The organism is Shigella sp. SIG6 (assembly GCF_053555815.1).
The window spans coordinates 1-21,334 of sequence record NZ_JBQZXC010000059.1 but is presented as its reverse complement, the minus strand read 5'-3'; the positions used below and the strand labels follow the sequence as shown (position 1 = coordinate 21,334).

The 21,334-nt window shown below is 53.3% G+C and carries 17 protein-coding genes and 2 pseudogenes; 12 read left to right on the top strand and 7 right to left on the bottom strand.

The genetic code is table 11. The features are described 5' to 3' along the window. Positions 1-49: 49 nt before the first annotated feature. From ACUU1M_RS11605 to ibsE, 3 genes and pseudogenes are all read left to right on the top strand, one after another. A pseudogene (locus tag ACUU1M_RS11605) lies at positions 50-976 on the top strand (flotillin domain-containing protein); the annotation flags it as partial. A 238-nt stretch (positions 977-1,214) separates the two neighbouring features. Then, on the top strand, positions 1,215-1,274 hold the full coding sequence (locus ACUU1M_RS11600; RefSeq protein ID WP_001387081.1) for a type I toxin-antitoxin system Ibs family toxin: 60 nt from the start codon (positions 1,215-1,217) through the stop codon (positions 1,272-1,274). Positions 1,275-1,590: 316 nt separating this feature from the next. Further along, a complete protein-coding gene (ibsE, locus tag ACUU1M_RS11595) occupies positions 1,591-1,650 on the top strand; it encodes a type I toxin-antitoxin system Ibs family toxin (protein ID WP_001387082.1) in 60 nt (19 codons plus the stop codon). Positions 1,651-1,769: 119 nt separating this feature from the next. On the opposite strand, the gene hldE is transcribed toward ibsE, so the two are convergent. From hldE to ygiF, 3 genes are read right to left on the bottom strand one after another with little or no spacing between them, the layout of a single operon-like run. Then, complete coding sequence (gene hldE / locus ACUU1M_RS11590; protein ID WP_000869173.1) at positions 1,770-3,203, bottom strand: bifunctional D-glycero-beta-D-manno-heptose-7-phosphate kinase/D-glycero-beta-D-manno-heptose 1-phosphate adenylyltransferase HldE; 1,434 nt, start codon at positions 3,201-3,203, stop codon at positions 1,770-1,772. Positions 3,204-3,250: 47 nt separating this feature from the next. Then, positions 3,251-6,091: a bifunctional [glutamate--ammonia ligase]-adenylyl-L-tyrosine phosphorylase/[glutamate--ammonia-ligase] adenylyltransferase gene (gene glnE / locus ACUU1M_RS11585; RefSeq protein ID WP_005077046.1), complete on the bottom strand. Its 2,841-nt coding sequence runs from the start codon at positions 6,089-6,091 to the stop codon at positions 3,251-3,253. Between the two features lie 22 nt (positions 6,092-6,113). Next, entirely contained in the window at positions 6,114-7,415 is a 1,302-nt protein-coding gene (gene ygiF / locus ACUU1M_RS11580) for an inorganic triphosphatase (RefSeq protein ID WP_000046324.1), read from the bottom strand. A 241-nt stretch (positions 7,416-7,656) separates the two neighbouring features. Here ygiF and ACUU1M_RS11575 point away from each other — a divergent pair, with 241 nt between their 5' ends. Then, complete coding sequence (locus ACUU1M_RS11575; protein WP_001125331.1) at positions 7,657-8,277, top strand: TIGR04211 family SH3 domain-containing protein; 621 nt, start codon at positions 7,657-7,659, stop codon at positions 8,275-8,277. 63 nt (positions 8,278-8,340) lie between these two features. Continuing rightward, positions 8,341-9,579 (top strand): fused tRNA nucleotidyltransferase/2',3'-cyclic phosphodiesterase/2' nucleotidase/phosphatase Cca, encoded by a 1,239-nt coding sequence (gene cca / locus ACUU1M_RS11570; protein ID WP_000708438.1) that lies wholly within the window; start codon positions 8,341-8,343, stop codon positions 9,577-9,579. Positions 9,580-9,741: 162 nt separating this feature from the next. Here the strand turns inward: cca and bacA are convergent, their stop codons facing one another. Both bacA and folB read right to left on the bottom strand, forming a co-directional pair. Next, positions 9,742-10,563 carry an undecaprenyl-diphosphate phosphatase gene (gene bacA / locus ACUU1M_RS11565; RefSeq protein WP_001305111.1) on the bottom strand — a complete coding sequence of 274 codons (822 nt, stop codon included), beginning with the start codon at positions 10,561-10,563 and terminating at the stop codon, positions 9,742-9,744. A 90-nt stretch (positions 10,564-10,653) separates the two neighbouring features. Further along, positions 10,654-11,022, bottom strand: a complete 369-nt coding sequence (gene folB / locus ACUU1M_RS11560; protein ID WP_001295541.1) for a bifunctional dihydroneopterin aldolase/7,8-dihydroneopterin epimerase — start codon at positions 11,020-11,022, stop codon at positions 10,654-10,656. A 104-nt stretch (positions 11,023-11,126) separates the two neighbouring features. Between folB and plsY the strand changes: the two genes are divergently transcribed. Continuing rightward, on the top strand, positions 11,127-11,744 hold the full coding sequence (plsY, locus tag ACUU1M_RS11555; protein WP_001272803.1) for a glycerol-3-phosphate 1-O-acyltransferase PlsY: 618 nt from the start codon (positions 11,127-11,129) through the stop codon (positions 11,742-11,744). A 12-nt stretch (positions 11,745-11,756) separates the two neighbouring features. On the opposite strand, the gene ttdR is transcribed toward plsY, so the two are convergent. Beyond that, positions 11,757-12,689, bottom strand: a complete 933-nt coding sequence (ttdR, locus tag ACUU1M_RS11550) for an L-tartrate utilization transcriptional activator TtdR (protein WP_152028951.1) — start codon at positions 12,687-12,689, stop codon at positions 11,757-11,759. A 206-nt stretch (positions 12,690-12,895) separates the two neighbouring features. Between ttdR and ttdA the strand changes: the two are divergent. From ttdA to ttdT, 3 genes and pseudogenes are all read left to right on the top strand, one after another. Further along, a pseudogene (gene ttdA / locus ACUU1M_RS11545) lies at positions 12,896-13,739 on the top strand (L(+)-tartrate dehydratase subunit alpha). Further along, positions 13,736-14,341 carry a L(+)-tartrate dehydratase subunit beta gene (gene ttdB / locus ACUU1M_RS11540; protein ID WP_000722957.1) on the top strand — a complete coding sequence of 202 codons (606 nt, stop codon included), beginning with the start codon at positions 13,736-13,738 and terminating at the stop codon, positions 14,339-14,341. Before ttdA ends, ttdB begins: the two are co-directional and overlap by 4 nt. Before the next feature lie 47 nt (positions 14,342-14,388). Next, the gene (ttdT, locus tag ACUU1M_RS11535) at positions 14,389-15,864 is read left to right on the top strand and encodes an L-tartrate/succinate antiporter (protein ID WP_000804981.1); all 1,476 of its coding nucleotides are present in this window, start codon (positions 14,389-14,391) and stop codon (positions 15,862-15,864) included. 41 nt (positions 15,865-15,905) lie between these two features. Here the strand turns inward: ttdT and tsaD are convergent, their stop codons facing one another. Continuing rightward, complete coding sequence (gene tsaD, locus ACUU1M_RS11530) at positions 15,906-16,919, bottom strand: tRNA (adenosine(37)-N6)-threonylcarbamoyltransferase complex transferase subunit TsaD (protein ID WP_001264349.1); 1,014 nt, start codon at positions 16,917-16,919, stop codon at positions 15,906-15,908. A 237-nt stretch (positions 16,920-17,156) separates the two neighbouring features. Between tsaD and rpsU the strand changes: the two genes are divergently transcribed. From rpsU to rpoD, 3 genes are all read left to right on the top strand, one after another. Then, positions 17,157-17,372 carry a 30S ribosomal protein S21 gene (gene rpsU, locus ACUU1M_RS11525; protein ID WP_001144069.1) on the top strand — a complete coding sequence of 72 codons (216 nt, stop codon included), beginning with the start codon at positions 17,157-17,159 and terminating at the stop codon, positions 17,370-17,372. Positions 17,373-17,482: 110 nt separating this feature from the next. Then, on the top strand, positions 17,483-19,228 hold the full coding sequence (gene dnaG / locus ACUU1M_RS11520) for a DNA primase (protein ID WP_000918827.1): 1,746 nt from the start codon (positions 17,483-17,485) through the stop codon (positions 19,226-19,228). Between the two features lie 194 nt (positions 19,229-19,422). Beyond that, entirely contained in the window at positions 19,423-21,264 is a 1,842-nt protein-coding gene (gene rpoD / locus ACUU1M_RS11515) for an RNA polymerase sigma factor RpoD (RefSeq protein WP_000437371.1), read from the top strand. Positions 21,265-21,334: the final 70 nt, after the last annotated feature.

Genomic DNA, 21,334 nt, shown 5'->3' with positions numbered 1-21,334 from the left:
AGGGCATTATCTGAACATAAAACACAATCAGTAAGTTGGAGTCATTACCGAACAACAAGAAGCGTTTATGACGCTTGAGCAGGAGCAGCAGGTTAAAACCCGTACTGCCGAACAGAATGCACGTATTGCGGCTTTTGAAGCTGAACGTCGTCGTGAAGCAGAGCAGACGCGAATTCTGGCTGAACGACAAATTCAGGAAACGGAGATCGAGCGCGAGCAGGCCGTCCGCTCAAGAAAGGTTGAGGCTGAACGTGAAGTTCGTATTAAAGAGATCGAACAGCAGCAGGTCACCGAAATCGCCAACCAGACGAAATCGATCGCTATTGCCGCCAAATCGGAACAACAGTCCCAGGCAGAAGCGCGTGCTAACCTTGCACTCGCAGAAGCAGTAAGTGCGCAACAAAACGTAGAAACCACTCGCCAGACCGCAGAAGCCGATCGTGCTAAACAAGTTGCCCTAATCGCTGCCGCGCAGGATGCAGAAACCAAAGCGGTTGAACTGACCGTGCGGGCGAAAGCAGAAAAAGAAGCCGCAGAGATGCAGGCGGCGGCTATCGTTGAGTTAGCCGAAGCTACACGTAAAAAGGGTCTGGCGGAAGCAGAAGCACAACGTGCGCTGAACGATGCTATCAACGTACTTTCTGATGAACAAACCAGCCTTAAATTCAAACTGGCCTTGTTGCAGGCGCTACCTGCGGTAATAGAAAAATCCGTTGAGCCGATGAAATCTATTGACGGTATCAAGATTATTCAGGTCGATGGTCTGAATCGTGGCAGCGCTGCGGGTGATGCAAACACGGGTAATGTGGGGGGCGGAAACCTAGCGGAACAAGCATTATCAGCCGCTCTCTCTTACCGCACACAGGCTCCGCTGATTGACTCCTTGCTCAATGAAATTGGCGTTTCAGGCGGTTCACTGGCGGCATTGACTTCACCCTTAACCTCAACAACTCCCGTCGCCGAAAACGTAGAATAAATTTTCAGCTATGAACGTCCCTGGCACAAAAAGCCGGGGATTTTTTATATCTGCGTTCCGCTAAAAACTGCAAATGATCAGGTCGTTGCAACGTTTTGCGTGACCGCTCGGGGAAGGCAAAACTGCCTCTGGGAAAGCGTTGCGCGAGGTCCGGCGCTCATCAACAATCGGGGAGTCAGCAAAGGGCTGAAACGGGAAAGCCCCTCCCGAGGAAGGGGCCTTACAGAAGGAAAGGGTTATGATGAAGCTCGTCATCATACTGATTGTGTTGTTACTCGTAAGTTTCGCAGCTTATTAACAGCCAATCAGAGGGGGGAGAAATTCTCCCTCACCCTTGTTCCTTTACTTTAGGTTGAAAAAAAATCAGCGTCAAGAAGGTTTCATTAACACATATCCCTGGCCCAAAAAGCCGGGGATTTTTTATATCTGCGTTCCGCTAAAAGGTGCAAATGCTCAGGACGTTGCAGCGTTTTGCGTGACCGCTCGGGGAAGGCAAAACTGCTTCAGGGAAAGCGTTGCGCGGGGTCCGGCGCTCATCAACAATCGGGGAGTCAGCAAGGGGCTGAAACGGGAAAGCCCCTCCCGAGGAAGGGGCCTTATAGAAGGAAAGGGTTATGATGAAGTTCGTCATCATACTGGTTGTGTTGTTACTGTTAAGTTTCCCGACTTACTAACAACTGATCAGAGGGGGGAGAAATCCTCCCTTACCCTTGTTCCTTTACTTTAGGTTGAAAAAACAACAGCGTCAATAGGCCTGCCTGCTACGAAGCGAGATCTGTGAACCGCTTTCCGGTTAGCCTTTTTTATCCTGTTGGATCTTCTTGATGATGTTAGTGGTCGAGCAACCGTCTTCGAAGTTGAGCACCAGCACTTCGCCGCCGTTGGCCCAGACTTCTTTACTCCCGGCGATCTCTTCTGGTTTATAGTCGCCGCCCTTCACCAGTAAATCTGGCAGGATCCCGGCGATCAAGCGCTGCGGCGTGTCTTCTTCAAACGACACCACCCAGTCGACCGCTTCCAGTGCGCCCAGCACAATCATACGCTGTTCGAGCGGGTTAACGGGGCGGGAATCCCCTTTCAGCCGTTTGGTGGAGGCATCGCTGTTCACAGCGACAATCAAGCGGTCACCCAGTTTGCGGGCATTTGCCAGATAGAAGACGTGTCCGGCGTGCAGGATGTCAAAGACGCCATTGGTCATCACCACTTTTTCACCGCGTTTACGCGCTGCCGCTACGGCCAGCTTCAGTTCCTCTTCGGTCATCACGCCAAAGCCGGTATCTGCGCGCCCACGCACTGCATTTTCCAGCTCGATCGGCGAAACCGTGGAGGTTCCCAGTTTGCCGACCACCACGCCAGCCGCCGCATTGGCAAAGAAGCAGGCTTCTTCCAGCGAATTACCCGCTGCCAGCGTTGCCGCCAGGACGCCAATCACCGTGTCGCCCGCACCGGTAACGTCATACACTTCCTGCGCCTGGGTTGGCATATGCAGCGGCGCTTTACCCGGTTGCAGCAGCGACATACCCTGTTCGGAACGGGTCACTAACAGAGCCGAGAGTTCGTAATCGGCAATCAGTTTCATGCCGCGCTCAACAATCTCTTCTTCGGTCTTACATTTACCGACAACAGCTTCAAATTCCGAGAGATTCGGTGTCAGCAGCGTAGCGCCGCGGTAGCGCTCAAAATCGGTACCTTTTGGATCAATCAGCACCGGAACGCCCGCTTTACGCGCCAGTTGGATCATCTGCTGTACGCTTGCCAGCGCACCTTTGGCGTAGTCAGAAAGCACCAGCGCGCCAATCGAACTCAGCGCCTGATTAATCCGCTCGTGCAGCGGCTGCGGATCAACACCTTCGAAACCTTCTTCAAAATCCAGACGGATCAGCTGTTGGTTGCGGGAAAGTACCCGTAATTTGGTGATGGTCGGATGCGTCGGTACAGAAACGAAGTCGCATTTGACGTTGACGTCGGCCAGAGATTTACTCAGCGCGCGCGCTGCATCGTCAATGCCCGTCAACCCGACCAGGCGTGCATTAGCACCGAGAGAAGCGATATTCATCGCCACGTTAGCCGCGCCGCCCGGACGTTCTTCGATGGTATTCACTTTAACCACGGGCACCGGCGCTTCCGGCGAGATACGACTGGTGGGGCCGTACCAGTAACGATCCAGCATCACATCACCAACCACCATCACTCCTGCACGTTCAAACTCTGGCAGCGTTACTTTCATTCCTGTCTCCTGAGAGATTCAAAATTTGCGCGCGATAATACCATACTTCATTCTTCCACCAGCCACTTCTGCCAGCTTGCCCGCACCAGATCACGCTCTGCGGTGAAGCAATCCTCCGACACATGGCCCGGCAATTCCTGTAATGCCAGATGATGAAGTTCATCGCGCAGCGTCGTGTAAGCACGGGTCAGCGCCATCGCTTCCTGCTCTTCCATAATGTCGTTTTGCGCCAGCAGCTCCAGAATACGCACGTTGTCTGACCAGCGCGTTAACTTCGGTTTTTCATGAGCGTAGCGCAACACCAGATATTGGGTAATAAATTCGATATCGGTAATTCCGCCTTCATCGGCTTTGATATCAAAGCGATTACGATGTTTATTGCCGAGATGAGCGCGCATTTTCTCGCGCATTTCCCGCACTTCCGTTTGCAGAGTTTTACCTTCTCGCGGCAGTGTCATAATCTCACGACGCACCGCGTCAAAGTGCGCAGTGAGCTGCGGATCGCCGTACACTACACGCGCACGCACCAGCGCCTGATGTTCCCACGTCCAGGCCTCGTTTTTCTGATAATCGGCAAATGCTTCTGCGGATGTCACCAGCATTCCCGCCGCCCCGGACGGACGCAGTCGAGCATCCACTTCATACAAAATGCCGGAAGAGGTACGCGTACTGAACAGATGCATAATGCGTTGCGCCAGACGCAGATAAAACTGCCGCCCGTCGATTTCCCGCTCGCCGTCAGTCATCGCATCCATTGGGCAATCATGGAGGAAGATAAGGTCAAGATCGGAACTGTAGCCTAACTCCCAGCCGCCCAGCTTGCCGTAGCCGACCACCGCAAAACCGCGCCCTTCACGTTCGTTGAGGTGATTTGGCTTACCGTAGCGGGCCACCATTTGACCCCACGCCTGCTGAACGACGGCATCTATCATAGCTTCTGCCAGCCAGGTTAAGTGATCGCTCACTTTCATTACCGGTAGCGTACCGGCGATATCCGCTGCCGCAATGCGTAACAGCTGCGCCTGTTTGAACTGACGCAGCGCCTCAAGCTGTTGTTCTTCGTCATCTTCCGGCACGCGCAGCAAATACTGGCGCAGTTCATCACGGTAAGCATCGGTCGCCGTCGGCTGGTAAAGGGTATTTGGATCGAGCAATTCATCCAGCAATAATGGATAACGCGCTAGCTGGCTGGCAATCATCGGCGATGCGGCACACAGAGAAATCAAATGTTTAAGCGCCGCAGGGAATTCACTGAGCAATTCTAAATAGGTTGTGCGGGTAACAATCCCCACCAGCAAGGCGGTAATGCGCGACAGCGTGACAGCAGCGTCTTCACGCGCACAGACATCACTTAGCAGATGTGGCATCAGATGGTCGAGCACCTGACGTCCTCGCGGACCGATAGTACGCTTATCCAGCTCTTTGCGGAAATCAGCAATCAGCGTTAGGACCTGTTTGCGATCATCCTCGCTAAGATGCGCCAGCACTGGCGTAGTGTCATCTTCCTGCAACGCATCCTGCCACAGCTCACGCCACTGTTCCGACAGCGACTCTTCCTGAGTTTCACTTTCGTCGTCGCCAATCAATTCATTAAACACCCGGCGCACATTGGTCATATGTGCGGTCAGCGCCCCGGTCAGTTGCGGCCAGTCAGCAAAGTCCATCGCCCACGCCAGCCGCGCACGGTTAAGCTCATCAGAAGGAAGCGTTTGGGTTTGTTCGTCGTTAATGCTTTGCAGCAGGTTTTCCAGACGCCGCAGGAACAGATATGCCACTCGCAATTGTTCAGCATCGTTTTCAGAAAGCAGATGCAGCGCGGCAATGGCGCTGAGCGTTGGCAGTAAAGAGCGCGACTGCAGCGACGGTTCGCGCCCACCGCGAATGAGCTGGAACACCTGAACGATAAATTCAATTTCGCGAATGCCGCCTGCGCCGAGTTTGATATTGTCGGTCAAACCACGTCGACGCACTTCACGGGCAATCATCCCTTTCATGTTGCGCAGCGACTGAATCACGCTGAAATCGATGTAACGACGGAAAACAAACGGGCGCAGCATCGCACGCAACTCGTTAGCATAGACGCCTTCGCTATCGCCCATAATCCGCGCTTTGACCATCGCGTAACGCTCCCAGTCGCGTCCCTGCTCCTGGTAATAATCCTCCAACGCGGCAAAGCTCAGCACCAGCGGGCCACTTTCGCCAAACGGACGCAGTCGCATATCCACGCGATAGACGAAGCCATCCTGCGTTGGTTGATCCAGCACTTTAATCAGCCGCTGCCCCATGCGGGTAAAAAACTGCGCGTTATCCAGTTCCCGGCGTCCGCCCTGCGTACAACCATGTTCCGGCCAGGCAAAAATCAGATCGATATCAGAGGAGAAATTCAGTTCCCCGCCGCCCAGCTTACCCATGCCTAAGATCAGCAGCGGTTGCGCTTCGCCCTGCGCATTGCACGGCGTTCCCCACTCGCGGCAGCAGGCGTCATACAGCCAGTCACGCGCCGCAACAATCAGCGTCTCCGCCAGATAACTGAGCTGCTGCAATATGCTCTCTTCAGTAACCAGTGCCAGCGTTTGCGCCCATGCGATGCGCACCATAATGCGCCGCCGGAATAGCCGCAGCTCGCGCATTAACCCGGCTTCGTCGCTCACATTACTGAGCGCCTCCTGCAACCACACGCTGTAATGTTGCCATTCGTCAGCCTGTGGCGGTTGGCTTTCCAGTTCCGTCAGCCACTCTGGATGCGCAATCACGCTGTCCTGCACAAAATCACTGAAAGTAAGTACTGACTTCGCCTGTGCACTAAGTGATTCCTCGGCTAAAAGCTCTGGCAGCCGCTCAACAACGGTCTGCCAGTACTGCTGTAACGGTGAAGAGAGCGGCTTCATAAGCGATTTTATCCTTGCCTGATTAACGTTTTCCGCTGTGCAACCAGAACGGTTCCTGATTGTTTGCCTCATTACGGAAATGTTCAATTTCAATGCGTTGCCCGGTCGCAATAGCGTGACGCAGCCCCTGCCAGTTCTCCAGCCAAGCTTGCGCGACGACAGGATCATAGTAACCCGCCAGCAACAGTATTGAGTCAATATCACGCATCAGGCGTGGCAACTGGTCACGGTAGCGATCGCCTAACGGCTGGCAGAAAACGCTTTTCAGTTCAGCGGCATGGCGGGAAAGATGGATATCGGCAAAGCGTTTGAAGGAGTCGCTAATTTTGCCCTGCGCTTTGGCATCTAAAAACGGCTGCCATGCTTTGCTTACCAGCCATTCGGTCAACGCCAGCTTCGCCATTGCCGTTTCGGTAGAGTAGACCGCCGTCACGGCAGAAACCGCAGAAGCGATGGTCGCTTCGCATTGAGTCAGCAAATCACGTAAGTGAGTGCTCGCTTTACGCGGCACAATGCCACCGAACAGCATCAGTGTATGACGGACTAGGCTAATGGCTGCCAGCACCTGCTCTTTCGCTGCATCGTTGCCGCGTACCCACAGTTCTTCATGATACTGCCATTGCGCTAACACCAGCTCGAGCGCCGCTTCCAGCCCCTGTTCCACATCGGCTTTTGCCGCAACATGCAAAATGGTGGTCGGTTTGATTTCACGCGCCGGATTGCCCTGCGCCAGATGATAGCCACGCGCCGCTTTGCTCAGGCTGCCCTGGCGTAATCCGGTTTGCGATACCAGTTGGTTCGCCAGTTTCAGCACCGCGCGCGTGTCGCCGCTAAGCAGCTCCAGTTCCAGCTCGCAGATAGGCTCAGCAAATTCACCCGCTTTCACTTCCCCCTGGTCGAGAGCGATTTCAATTCGGCTGCCATCGATCTCTACTAGCCATTTTTCGCGATAAAAATCGGTGCTAAACAGCGGCTGCACGCGGGAAGCGAGATCGGCAGGCAATTCGCCGTTCGGCCAGATTTCCGTCGGTAACTGCGCCAGGTCGAGCGTCGGTTCGCTCAACGCCACGTTATATTCCGGGCGCTGGTGTAAGCCGCCTGTCACTCTTCCTGCAACTTTCATGGTCATCTCATAGCGACCGTTTTCGCCACGAATACGTAAGCCCATATCGTGCCTACGCAGCCAGTTATCCGGCGTTTCGTAGTAAATATTCAGCAACTGCACGGGGTCATGGTGCTCGCCGCCCAGCGTATTGAGATGCTCACGCAACGCCTCAACGGCACTGTGATTAACAATAAACTTTAATTCGATTTCCTGAGCCATGGCCTTTACTTATCGGTTATGTCACATAAGTGACGATGAACGGCGAACTTAATGCGATCTTTTTTGTCAGTAGATAGTATTTTGCGCCAAATTGCCATGCAACGGGCAATTTGACGGGCGTAAAAGTTTGAAGCAGTGGCAAGACCTGACACAGAGGATTCCGATTGATGTCGAATGCTTTGCGTAGCGACACTGATGCCACTACTATCGTTCCACTTTCCATGACAATAACGACAGCCTGATGCCAAAATTACGCCTGATCGGATTAACTTTACTCGCACTTAGCGCGACTGCCGTCTCACACGCTGAAGAAACGCGCTATGTTTCTGACGAACTGAATACCTGGGTCCGTAGCGGTCCGGGAGATCATTATCGCCTCGTGGGCACGGTTAACGCCGGCGAGGAAGTGACCTTATTACAAACTGACGCCAACACCAATTATGCCCAGGTGAAAGACAGCTCTGGCCGTACCGCCTGGATCCCGTTGAAACAACTTAGCACTGAGCCAAGCCTGCGCTCCCGTGTGCCAGATCTGGAAAATCAGGTCAAAACCCTGACCGATAAACTCACCAATATCGATAACACCTGGAATCAGCGCACCGCAGAAATGCAGCAAAAAGTGGCGCAGAGCGACAGCGTGATCAACGGGTTAAAAGAAGAAAATCAGAAACTGAAAAACGAGCTGATTGTCGCGCAGAAAAAGGTCGATGCCGCCAGCGTACAGCTGGATGACAAACAGCGCACCATCATCATGCAATGGTTTATGTATGGCGGTGGCGTGCTAGGGCTTGGCTTGCTGCTCGGTCTGGTACTGCCGCACCTGATCCCAAGCCGCAAACGCAAAGATCGCTGGATGAACTAAATCGCCTTCTTCGTTGCACTGTCTTATTATTAGGAATTGTGTATTTGACGAAGGGATGATGGCGTGAAGATTTATCTGGTCGGTGGTGCTGTTCGGGATGCATTGTTAGGGCTATTGGTCAAAGACAGAGATTGGGTGGTGGTCGGCAGTACGCCACAGGAGATGCTCGACGCGGGCTACCAGCAGGTAGGCCGCGATTTTCCTGTGTTTCTGCATCCGCAAACGCATGAAGAGTATGCGCTGGCACGTACCGAACGGAAATCCGGTTCCGGTTACACCGGTTTTACTTGCTATGCCGCACCGGATGTCACGCTGGAAGATGATCTTAAGCGTCGCGATCTGACCATTAATGCGCTGGCCCAGGACGATAACGGCGAGATTATCGACCCGTACAACGGTCTGGGCGATCTGCAAAATCGTCTGTTGCGCCATGTTTCCCCCGCTTTTGGCGAAGATCCGTTACGCGTACTGCGCGTGGCGCGTTTTGCTGCGCGTTATGCCCACCTTGGTTTTCGTATTGCCGATGAAACTCTGACGCTGATGCGCGAGATGACCCATGCGGGTGAACTGGAACACCTGACTCCTGAACGGGTATGGAAAGAGACGGAAAGCGCCCTCACCACCCGCAATCCCCAGGTGTTCTTCCAGGTACTGCGCGATTGCGGCGCACTTCGCGTTTTATTCCCGGAAATTGACGCACTGTTTGGCGTTCCGGCACCTGCCAGGTGGCATCCGGAAATCGACACGGGTATTCATACCTTAATGACGCTCTCAATGGCGGCGATGCTGAGTCCGCAGGTTGATGTCCGTTTCGCAACTTTATGCCACGATCTCGGTAAAGGACTGACGCCGCCAGAACTTTGGCCGCGTCATCATGGGCATGGCCCGGCGGGTGTTAAGTTAGTGGAACAACTATGCCAGCGTCTGCGCGTGCCAAATGAAATTCGCGATTTAGCCAGACTGGTGGCTGAGTTTCACGATCTCATCCACACCTTCCCAATGCTGAACCCAAAAACCATCGTCAAATTATTTGATTCCATCGATGCCTGGCGTAAACCGCAGCGTGTCGAGCAACTGGCGCTGACCAGCGAGGCTGACGTGCGCGGCAGAACCGGTTTTGAATCAGCGGACTACCCGCAAGGCCGTTGGTTGCGCGAAGGCTGGGAAGTGGCGCAGTCAGTGCCGACAAAAGCGGTCGTTGAAGCGGGATTTAAAGGCGTGGAGATTCGCGAGGAGCTGACCCGACGGCGGATTGCGGCGGTAGCCAGCTGGAAGGAACAACGTTGCCCAAAGCCTGACTGAGTATAAAACTAAACGTTAGCACGAACCGTCCCCTCGCCCCTTCGGGGAGAGGGTTAGGGTGAGGGGAACAGACCAGCACCGGTGCGAACAATCACCCCCACCCCGGCCCTCTCCCTACAGAGCGAGGGAGAAAACCCGGCCTGCTCCCGAACCTTTTCTCAATCAAAAGAACACGACATACACCGCAGCCGCCACAATAAAGCGATAAATGGCGAACGGGATAAACGAAATGCGCTTAATCAATTGCAGGAAGGTTTTAATCGCTATCAGCGCCACCACAAAAGCGGTGATAAACCCAACGGCAAACATCGGGATATCGCCGGTTGTCAGGAAGCCCCAGCTTTTGTAGAGATCGAGCGCCGTTGCGCCCATCATCATCGGTACCGCCAGCAGGAACGAGAACTCGGAAGCAGCGTAACGGCTCACGCCCATCAGCATCCCACCTGAGATGGTCGCCCCGGAACGGGAGAAACCCGGCCACAGCGCCAGACACTGGAAACAGCCAATCATAAACGCCTGACGATAGGTCATATCATCAAGACCCGGCGCACGCGGCTCTTTCGGCTTCAGGCATTCGGCGGCAATCAGCAACAAACCGCCAACGACCAGCGCATACATCACATTTATCGGGTTAAACAATGACTTAATCGTGTCGTGGAATAATAGCCCCAGTACCACCGCCGGAATCATCCCCAGCAAAATGTGGATCAGCGTTAAACGACCTTTGCTTTCACCTTCGTGCTGCAACGGGCGGCCAAAGTGGATGCCAATCAGGCCAAACAGACGCCGCCAGAACATCACTACTACCGCCAGAATTGATCCTAACTGGATCACAACTTCAAAGGTTTTCGCCGTGTCGCCCTCAAACCCCAACAAGTGACCGACAATAATCATATGGCCCGTGCTGGATACCGGCAGAAATTCTGTCAATCCTTCGACCACACCCAATATTGCCGCTATCAGCAGCGAGTGCATATCGCTCATCAATAAACCCCTAAATTATTAAAATGTACCGCTTGTCCGAACTACTGCAGTATGACCAGGTTATAACCGTTTGGTTTAACAGCTGTAAAATTAATTATTTTCTTTCAGATTATTGCCACGCTCAATGATTACGCCAACATTCGCCGCCCGCGCCACTGCGCCTGGCTTGCTGAGTTTGATACGCACCCACGGCGAGTTGAAGCGTGCTAACAGCAGCTCCGCCACCTCTTCAGCCACGCGTTCCACCAGCGCAAAACGCGCCCCCTCGACGTGGCTGACCACCGTTTCTGCAATGTCAGCGTAACTGAGGCAATCCGCCACATCATCACTTTTCGCCGCTTTACGGTTATCCCATGCCATTTCGATATCGAACACTAACTTCTGTTCGATGGTCTGTTCCCAGTCGTAAACACCAATAGTGGTGATTACCGAAAGTTGCTCTATAAATACAATATCCATCACGTCCTGCCTGCTTTTTGGCTAACCGGATACCACTTCCGGCGAAATGTGCGTATTATCCACAGATTCATCGTTGAACACGAATTTTCAAAACGGAACAGCTTATGAGTGCAATCGCGCCTGGAATGATCCTCATCTCGTACCTCTGCGGCTCCATTTCCAGTGCCATTCTGGTTTGCCGCTTGTGTGGGCTGCCCGATCCGCGAACCAGCGGCTCCGGCAATCCAGGCGCAACCAATGTGTTACGTATCGGTGGCAAGGGAGCAGCCGTAGCAGTACTGATTTTCGACGTTCTGAAAGGAATGTTGCCTGTCTGGGGCGCGTATGAATTAGGTGTCAGCCCCTTCTGGCTAGGCTTAATTGCCATCGCCGCCTGTCTTGGACACATCTGGCCCGTTTTCTTCGGTTTTAAAGGAGGAAAAGGCGTTGCTACCGCTTTTGGAGCAATCGCACCAATTGGCTGGGATCTCACCGGAGTAATGGCGGGAACCTGGTTACTGACCGTGCTATTGAGCGGATACTCGTCGCTGGGAGCGATTGTCAGTGCACTGATTGCTCCGTTTTATGTCTGGTGGTTTAAGCCACAATTCACCTTCCCGGTTTCGATGCTCTCTTGCCTGATCCTGCTGCGTCATCATGACAACATCCAGCGTCTGTGGCGTCGTCAGGAGACAAAAATCTGGACGAAATTCAAAAGAAAGCGCGAAAAGGATCCCGAGTGATTTCTGGTGGATCTACATGACCTGATAGCCTTCATCGGGCTTGCCCAGCCGTTGCTGGCACCATGCCGCCAGAAATTCCACGCAGACACGTAATTTCATGCTGCGATAGAGCGGCTCCCGGTAAACAGCCCAGATATTGGCGCTTTGTGCATACTCCGACAATACTTGCACCAGTTTGCCACTCTCCAGAAACGGCAACACATCCCACTCGGAACGCAGCATAATCCCTTTGCCCTCCAGCGCCCATTGCAACACTATCTCGCCGCTATTGGAGGAAAGATGCCCGCTAACCTTCACCGATTTTTTCTCCTGACCGTTCCCCAACTCCCATATTCCGTGGGTCATATCGCGCTCTTTGGTCACCAGACAGTCATGACGACTTAATTCCTGTAATAATTGTGGCTGCGGATATTTTTGCAGATACTCAGGTGCTGCGCATAATATTCTTTTATTTTTCGTTAACAGATGCGCAATATAATAATCAGGAATTTCGTCATTAATACGAATATCCAGATCAATATTATCCTGCACTAAATCAATTTGCCGATCGAACAATTCAAAATGCACCTGTAACTCAGGATAATTGCGCATAAGTTCGGTAATGGCTGGCGCAATATGGCTGCGCCCAAAACCAAAACTGCAACCAATACGAATCATCCCCTCCGGGCGCGTTTTGATTTGCGTGACGTCATCGACCAGTCGCTGATATTGGGTGAGGATTTCCAGCGCATGTTCGTAACAACGTTGGCCACTTTCAGTCAGCACCACGCCGCGAGCGGAGCGGTTCAGCAGCGTTGTTGCCAGCGTATTTTCAAGGATTTGGATCCGCTTGGTGACAAATGCAGGCGTTTGCCCAAGCGTCGCCGCTGCAGCACTAAAACTCCCGCTGTGGACGATTTCTACCAGTACCTGCAAGTCTTTGGCTAAAGGCCAGCTATTCAGCATCGTTAATTATCCGCAGTTGTGATAAGCGCAGTGTATTTCGCAAAACATTGCCATTCCCTGCTCTGGCGCAATATTCATTCTTATTTTCGCGTTGATTCACGAACTGTTAATTACATATTCACGGTGGCAAAAAATATAAAACCACATTTTTAGTGGTAGTTTGTGGCGGTGAATTTTTCCAGACAAATACAAAAACTGGAGTTGCCATGATGAGCGAAAGTAATAAGCAACAGGCAGTGAATAAGTTGACAGAGATTGTCGCTAACTTTACCGCCATGATTTCTACCCGAATGCCTGATGACGTGGTGGATAAACTAAAACAGCTAAAGGATGCCGAAACGTCGTCGATGGGGAAAATTATCTACCATACGATGTTCGACAACATGCAAAAAGCGATTGACCTGAATCGTCCTGCCTGTCAGGACACCGGGGAGATTATGTTCTTCGTTAAAGTCGGTTCCCGCTTCCCACTGCTTGGCGAGCTGCAAATCATACTCAAACAAGCCGTGGAAGAGGCAACCGTCAAAGCGCCACTACGTCACAATGCGGTAGAAATTTTTGACGAAGTAAACACCGGCAAAAATACCGGTAGCGGCGTACCGTGGGTCACCTGGGACATCATCCCCGACAATGACGATGCGGAAATCGAAGTTTACATGGCAGGCGGCGGCTGCACGCTACCTGGCCGCTCGAAAGTGTTAATGCCGTCAGAAGGCTACGAAGGCGTGGTGAAATTCGTCTTCGAAAATATCTCCACCCTCGCCGTAAACGCCTGTCCACCGGTACTGGTGGGCGTGGGCATCGCCACCTCGGTGGAAACCTCCGCCGTACTCTCGCGTAAAGCCATTTTGCGCCCGATTGGCAGCCGCCATCCCAATCCAAAAGCGGCAGAACTGGAGCTACGCCTGGAAGAAGGACTCAACCGTCTGGGGATTGGTCCACAAGGGCTGACCGGCAACAGTTCAGTGATGGGCGCATCGTCGCGGCACGCTGCTGGTTCATGCCGATCTCACCTTTGAAAATCTGTCTCACGCCCGGAGCGCGTTATGAAAAAGATCCTGACAACCCCGATCAAAGCTGAAGATCTGCAAGATATTCGCGTCGGCGATGTGATCTACCTGACCGGTACGCTGGTGACCTGCCGCGACGTTTGTCACCGCCGTTTGATCGAACTGAAACGTCCGATCCCTTACGATCTCAACGGCAAAGCGATTTTCCACGCTGGCCCCATCGTGCGCAAAAACGGCGACAAATGGGAGATGGTCTCTGTCGGCCCGACAACCAGTATGCGTATGGAAAGTTTTGAACGTGAATTTATTGAGCAGACCGGCGTAAAACTGGTGGTTGGCAAAGGTGGTATGGGGCCGCTGACCGAAGAAGGCTGCCAGAAATTCAAGGCGTTACATGTGATTTTCCCGGCAGGCTGCGCGGTGCTGGCGGCAACCCAGGTAGAAGAGATTGAAGAAGTGCACTGGACAGAACTCGGGATGCCGGAGTCACTGTGGGTCTGCCGGGTCAAAGAGTTCGGCCCGCTGATTGTCTCTATTGATACCCACGGCAACAACCTGATAGCCGAAAACAAAAAGCTGTTCGCCGAACGCCGCGATCCCATCGTGGAAGAGATCTGCGAGCACGTCCATTACATCAAATAACCCTCCCGGAGAGGCTCACCCCTCTCCTTTTTCGCAGGCATAACACGATGAAACCTTCCACTGAATGGTGGCGATATCTTGCGCCGCTGGCGGTCATCGCCATTATTGCTCTACTTCCGGTTCCCGCAGGGCTGGAGAACCATACCTGGCTCTACTTTGCCGTTTTTACTGGCGTGATCGTTGGACTGATCCTCGAACCCGTGCCGGGTGCCGTGGTGGCGATGGTGGGTATCTCCATCATCGCCATACTCTCTCCCTGGCTGCTGTTCAGCCCCGAACAGCTCGCCCAGCCAGGCTTTAAGTTCACCGCCAAATCCCTCTCCTGGGCAGTTTCTGGTTTTTCTAATTCGGTTATCTGGCTCATTTTCGCCGCCTTTATGTTTGGCACAGGCTATGAAAAAACCAGGCTTGGACGCCGCATTGCGCTGATTCTGGTGAAAAAGATGGGGCATCGCACGCTGTTTCTCGGCTATGCGGTGATGTTCTCCGAGCTGATCCTGGCACCTGTAACACCGTCCAACTCGGCGCGTGGTGCGGGTATTATCTATCCCATCATCCGTAACCTGCCACCGCTCTATCAATCACAACCAAACGACAGCAGTTCGCGCAGCATTGGCTCGTACATCATGTGGATGGGGATTGTTGCCGACTGCGTGACCAGCGCCATTTTCCTGACGGCGATGGCACCTAACTTGCTGTTAATTGGACTGATGAAAAGCGCATCTCACGCCACGCTGAGTTGGGGCGACTGGTTCCTCGGGATGTTGCCGCTCAGCATTTTACTGGTTCTGCTGGTTCCCTGGCTGGCTTACGTGCTGTACCCGCCGGTACTGAAGTCTGGTGATCAGGTGCCGCGCTGGGCAGAGACGGAACTGCAGGCAATGGGCCCGCTCTGTTCGCGTGAAAAACGGATGCTGGGGCTGATGGTAGGCGCGCTGGTGCTGTGGATTTTCGGCGGTGATTATATCGATGCCGCGATGGTCGGTTACAGCGTGGTGGCGCTGATGCTGCTTCTGCGCATTATCAGTTGGGACGACATTGTCAGTAATAAAGCGGCATGGAACGTTTTCTTCTGGCTGGCCTCGCTTATCACCCTCGCGACCGGACTCAACAATACCGGTTTTATTAGTTGGTTTGGCAAACTGTTAGCAGGCAGCTTAAGTGGTTATTCGCCGACGATGGTGATGGTGATGGTGATGGTGACGTTGATTGTGGTGTTTTATCTACTGCGCTACTTTTTCGCCAGCGCCACGGCGTATACCTCCGCCCTCGCACCGATGATGATCGCCGCCGCGCTGGCGATGCCGGAAATCCCGCTGCCGGTGTTCTGCCTGATGGTTGGCGCGGCAATTGGTCTGGGGAGCATTCTTACACCATACGCCACCGGACCCAGTCCGATTTACTACGGTAGTGGTTATCTGCCAACGGCGGATTACTGGCGACTGGGGGCGATTTTTGGGCTGATATTCCTCGTGTTGCTGGTGATTACCGGCTTACTGTGGATGCCCGTGGTGTTGCTTTAAGTGAGGACGGTGCCGGAATTGCTCTCCGGCACCCAATAGTTTTACGCAGCCGGTAACTCCGCCAGCGGCCAGCGCGGACGCACGCTAACGCCGAGATCCGCCATCGCGCCTGCTTTAAACCGCACCATTCCGGCATAGGCGATCATCGCGCCGTTATCAGTACAAAATTCCGGACGCGCGTAGAACACTTCGCCGCGGCGTTTTTTCATCATTTCAGCCAGCTTCGCCCGTAACGTGCGGTTAGCACTCACGCCGCCCGCCATGACCAGTCGCTTAAAGCCCGTCTGATCCAACGCTCGCTTACACTTAATCATCAACGTATCGACCACCGCATCTTCAAAGGCGCGGGCGATATCAGCACACGTCTGGTCGTCGGTGCCGTTGTCACGAATCGTGTTCGCCGCAAAGGTTTTCAGACCAGAAAAGCTGAAATCCAGCCCCGGACGGTCGGTCATCGGACGCGGGAAAACAAAGCGCCCGGCAGTACCCTGAGCCGCCATTTTCGACAGTAACGGTCCGCCAGGATAATCCAGCCCCAGCAGCTTCGCGGTTTTATCAAACGCTTCACCGGCGGCATCATCGATAGACTCGCCGAGCAGCTCGTACTGACCAATGCCAGTCACGCTGATTAACTGCGTATGACCGCCGGACACCAGCAGCGCGACAAACGGAAATTCCGGCGGGTTATCTTCCAGCATCGGCGCTAACAGATGCCCTTCCATATGGTGTACCGGGATTGCCGGAACGTTCCTGGCAAACGCCAGAGAACGCCCCACGGTTGCGCCAACCAGCAGTGCGCCGACTAATCCAGGGCCTGCGGTATAGGCCACAGCATCAATGTCTTTTGCCGTTAAACCAGACTCCTTTAGCGCCGCCTGGATCAACGGTACGGTTTTACGCACATGATCGCGGGAGGCCAGTTCAGGCACGACGCCGCCGTAGTCAGCGTGCAATTTCACCTGACTATACAATTGGTTGGCTAACAAACCTTTTTCATCGTCGTAAATGGCGATGCCGGTTTCATCGCAGGAAGTTTCAATACCCAGTACACGCATGACTTGTTTTACCTCGCTTTATTACCGCGCAGTGTAGGACCAATGCGGGTTGATGTAAAACTTTGTTCGCCCCTGGAGAAAGCCTCGTGTATACTCCTCACCCTTATAAAAGTCCCTTTCAAAAAAGGCCGCGGTGCTTTACAAAGCAGCAGCAATTGCAGTAAAATTCCGCACCATTTTGAAATAAGCTGGCGTTGATGCCAGCGGCAAACCGAATTAATCAAAGGTGAGAGGCACATGCCGGTAATTAAAGTACGTGAAAACGAGCCGTTCGACGTAGCTCTGCGTCGCTTCAAGCGTTCCTGCGAAAAAGCAGGTGTTCTGGCGGAAGTTCGTCGTCGTGAGTTCTATGAAAAACCGACTACCGAACGTAAGCGCGCTAAAGCTTCTGCAGTGAAACGTCACGCGAAGAAACTGGCTCGCGAAAACGCACGCCGCACTCGTCTGTACTAATTCCCCGAGAGCGTTGCTCTCCGATCAGACCGAGTTGTAGTTGTAAGGCCGTGCTTCCGAAAGGAATGCGCGGCTTATTTTCGTTTATGAATTGCTAAAAATCGGGGCCTATGGCTGGACGAATCCCACGCGTATTCATTAATGATCTGCTGGCACGCACTGACATCGTCGATCTGATCGATGCCCGTGTGAAGCTGAAAAAGCAGGGCAAGAATTTCCACGCGTGTTGTCCATTCCACAACGAGAAAACCCCGTCATTCACCGTTAACGGTGAGAAACAGTTTTACCACTGCTTTGGATGTGGCGCGCACGGCAACGCGATCGACTTCCTGATGAACTACGACAAGCTCGAGTTCGTCGAAACGGTCGAAGAGCTGGCAGCAATGCACAATCTTGAAGTGCCATTTGAAGCAGGCAGCGGCCCCAGCCAGATCGAGCGCCATCAGAGGCAAACGCTTTATCAGTTGATGGACGGTCTGAATACGTTTTACCAACAATCTTTACAACAACCTGTTGCCACGTCTGCGCGCCAGTATCTGGAAAAACGCGGATTAAGCCACGAGGTTATCGCTCGCTTTGCGATTGGTTTTGCGCCCCCCGGCTGGGACAACGTCCTGAAGCGGTTTGGCGGCAATCCAGAAAATCGCCAGTCATTGATTGATGCGGGGATGTTGGTCACTAACGATCAGGGACGCAGTTACGATCGTTTCCGCGAACGGGTGATGTTCCCCATTCGCGATAAACGCGGTCGGGTGATTGGTTTTGGCGGGCGCGTGCTGGGCAACGATACCCCCAAATACCTGAACTCGCCGGAAACAGACATTTTCCATAAAGGCCGCCAGCTTTACGGTCTTTATGAAGCGCAGCAGGATAACGCTGAACCCAATCGTCTGCTTGTGGTCGAAGGCTATATGGACGTGGTGGCGCTGGCGCAATACGGCATTAATTACGCCGTTGCGTCGTTAGGTACGTCAACCACCGCCGATCATATACAACTGTTGTTCCGTGCGACCAACAATGTCATTTGCTGTTATGACGGCGACCGTGCAGGCCGCGATGCCGCATGGCGAGCGCTGGAAACGGCGCTGCCTTACATGACAGACGGCCGTCAGCTACGCTTTATGTTTTTGCCGGATGGCGAAGACCCTGACACGCTGGTACGAAAAGAAGGTAAAGAAGCGTTTGAAGCGCGGATGGAGCAGGCGATGCCACTCTCCGCATTTCTGTTTAACAGTCTGATGCCGCAAGTTGATCTGAGTACCCCTGACGGGCGCGCACGTTTGAGTACGCTGGCACTGCCATTGATATCGCAAGTGCCGGGCGAAACGCTGCGAATATATCTTCGTCAGGAATTAGGCAACAAATTAGGCATACTTGATGACAGCCAGCTTGAACGATTAATGCCAAAAGCGGCAGAGAGCGGCGTTTCTCGCCCTGTTCCGCAGCTAAAACGCACGACCATGCGTATACTTATAGGGTTGCTGGTGCAAAATCCAGAATTAGCGACGTTGGTCCCGCCGCTTGAGAATCTGGATGAAAATAAGCTCCCTGGACTTGGCTTATTCAGAGAACTGGTCAACACTTGTCTCTCCCAGCCAGGTCTGACCACCGGGCAACTTTTAGAGCACTATCGTGGTACAAATAATGCTGCCACCCTTGAAAAACTGTCGATGTGGGACGATATAGCAGATAAGAATATTGCTGAGCAAACCTTCACCGACTCACTCAACCATATGTTTGATTCGCTGCTTGAACTGCGCCAGGAAGAGTTAATCGCTCGTGAGCGCACGCATGGTTTAAGCAACGAAGAACGCCTGGAGCTCTGGACATTAAACCAGGAGCTGGCGAAAAAGTGATTTAACGGCTTAAGTGCCGAAGAGCGATCGGGAAGCCCCCGACAGCCGCACTGAGAGGCAGCGGCAAATATATAAGTACGCCCTCGTAATTATCGTTGGCGGTAAACAACCGTTGGATTTCAGCGTTAACGGCTGAAGGACATCGGGTCAATCGCCCAACACCAACCTCATGAAATAAGTGTGGATACCGTCTTATGGAGCAAAACCCGCAGTCACAGCTGAAACTTCTTGTCACCCGTGGTAAGGAGCAAGGCTATCTGACCTATGCCGAGGTCAATGACCATCTGCCGGAAGATATCGTCGATTCAGATCAGATCGAAGACATCATCCAAATGATCAACGACATGGGCATTCAGGTGATGGAAGAAGCACCGGATGCCGATGATCTGATGCTGGCTGAAAACACCGCGGACGAAGATGCTGCCGAAGCCGCCGCGCAGGTGCTTTCCAGCGTGGAATCTGAAATCGGGCGCACGACTGACCCGGTACGCATGTACATGCGTGAAATGGGCACCGTTGAACTGTTGACCCGCGAAGGCGAAATTGACATCGCTAAGCGTATTGAAGACGGGATCAACCAGGTTCAATGCTCCGTTGCTGAATATCCGGAAGCGATCACCTATCTGCTGGAACAGTACGATCGTGTTGAAGCAGAAGAAGCGCGTCTGTCCGATCTGATCACCGGCTTTGTTGACCCGAACGCAGAAGAAGATCTGGCACCTACCGCCACTCACGTCGGTTCTGAGCTTTCCCAGGAAGATCTGGACGATGACGAAGATGAAGACGAAGAAGATGGCGATGACGACAGCGCCGATGATGACAACAGCATCGACCCGGAACTGGCTCGCGAAAAATTTGCGGAACTACGCGCTCAGTACGTTGTAACGCGTGACACCATCAAAGCGAAAGGTCGCAGTCACGCTGCCGCTCAGGAAGAGATCCTGAAACTGTCTGAAGTATTCAAACAGTTCCGCCTGGTGCCGAAGCAGTTTGACTACCTGGTCAACAGCATGCGCGTCATGATGGACCGCGTTCGTACGCAAGAACGTCTGATCATGAAGCTCTGCGTTGAGCAGTGCAAAATGCCGAAGAAAAACTTCATTACCCTGTTTACCGGCAACGAAACCAGCGATACCTGGTTCAACGCGGCAATTGCGATGAACAAGCCGTGGTCGGAAAAACTGCACGATGTCTCTGAAGAAGTGCATCGCGCCCTGCAAAAACTGCAGCAGATTGAAGAAGAAACCGGCCTGACCATCGAGCAGGTTAAAGATATCAACCGTCGTATGTCCATCGGTGAAGCGAAAGCCCGCCGTGCGAAGAAAGAGATGGTTGAAGCGAACTTACGTCTGGTTATTTCTATCGCCAAGAAATACACCAACCGTGGCTTGCAGTTCCTTGACCTGATTCAGGAAGGTAACATCGGCCTGATGAAAGCGGTTGATAAATTCGAATACCGCCGTGGTTACAAGTTCTCCACCTACGCAACCTGGTGGATCCGTCAGGCGATCACCCGTTCTATCGCGGATCAGGCGCGCACCATCCGTATTCCGGTGCATATGATTGAGACTATCAACAAACTCAACCGTATTTCTCGCCAGATGCTGCAAGAGATGGGCCGTGAACCGACGCCGGAAGAACTGGCTGAACGTATGCTGATGCCGGAAGACAAGATCCGCAAAGTGCTGAAGATCGCCAAAGAGCCAATCTCCATGGAAACGCCGATCGGTGATGATGAAGATTCGCATCTGGGGGATTTCATCGAGGATACCACCCTCGAGCTGCCGCTGGATTCTGCGACCACCGAAAGCCTGCGTGCGGCAACGCACGACGTGCTGGCTGGCCTGACCGCGCGTGAAGCAAAAGTTCTGCGTATGCGTTTCGGTATCGATATGAACACCGACCACACGCTGGAAGAAGTGGGTAAACAGTTCGACGTTACCCGCGAACGTATCCGTCAGATCGAAGCGAAGGCGCTGCGCAAACTGCGTCACCCGAGCCGTTCTGAAGTGTTGCGTAGCTTCCTGGACGATTAATCGGTAGGCCGGATCAGGCGTTACGCCGCACCCGGCACTAGTCTCTCTGCACAAACGCCACCTTTTCGGT